We start from the raw sequence: 741 nt of genomic DNA on the forward strand, positions 1-741 counted from the left end.
GTACTTTCTCGGCATGCGCGGGGCGCTTCATCGCTTTGAGTACCTTTTTGCTCGCGTGCTGAAAAGGAATATCTAGATAGGGCAATATCTTACCTTCCGCCATTAACGGAATCAGCTTGTCGACATGCGGATAAGGATACACGTAGTGCATTCGAACCCAAACACCTAGCTCACCCAAGGCAACGGCCAAGTCTTGCATTCTCGTTTCTAAAGGGTCGCCCGCATTAAAATCGAGTTTGAACTTCACATCCACACCATAGGCACTTGTGTCTTGCGAAATAACCAGTAGCTCACGCGTGCCGGCAGCGACTAGCTTTTTCGCTTCATCAATGACAGCCGATATAGGACGACTTACAAGATCTCCACGCATATGAGGAATAATGCAAAATGCGCAACGGTGGTTGCAGCCTTCAGATATTTTTAGAAAAGAATAATGTTGAGGCGTAAGCTTAACCCCATGCGCGGGAACAAGATCACTATAGTGCGAAGGGTTTTCGATTGGCGGGACATATTCGTGAACGGCATTCAACACGGTGTCGTAATCGGCAGGACCACTCACACTTAATACATCAGGACTAACTTTCTTGATCAGCTCCGCATCAGCGCCCTTGCCCATACAACCGGTTACGATTACTTTTCCGTTCTCCGCCATCGCCTCGTTGATCGCATCTAGAGATTCTTGTTTCGCCGAATCGATGAAACCACAGGTGTTTACCACCACAACATCTGCATCGTCATAAC

At 47.9% G+C, this 741-nt stretch carries 1 protein-coding gene; it reads right to left on the reverse strand.

Features of this window, described 5'->3' with window-relative positions; genetic code table 11:
• Positions 1–741 (reverse strand): radical SAM protein (locus A3750_RS17295; RefSeq protein WP_156498684.1); only part of this gene is annotated, 741 nt, incomplete at both ends.

The organism is Oleiphilus sp. HI0079, assembly GCF_001635105.1.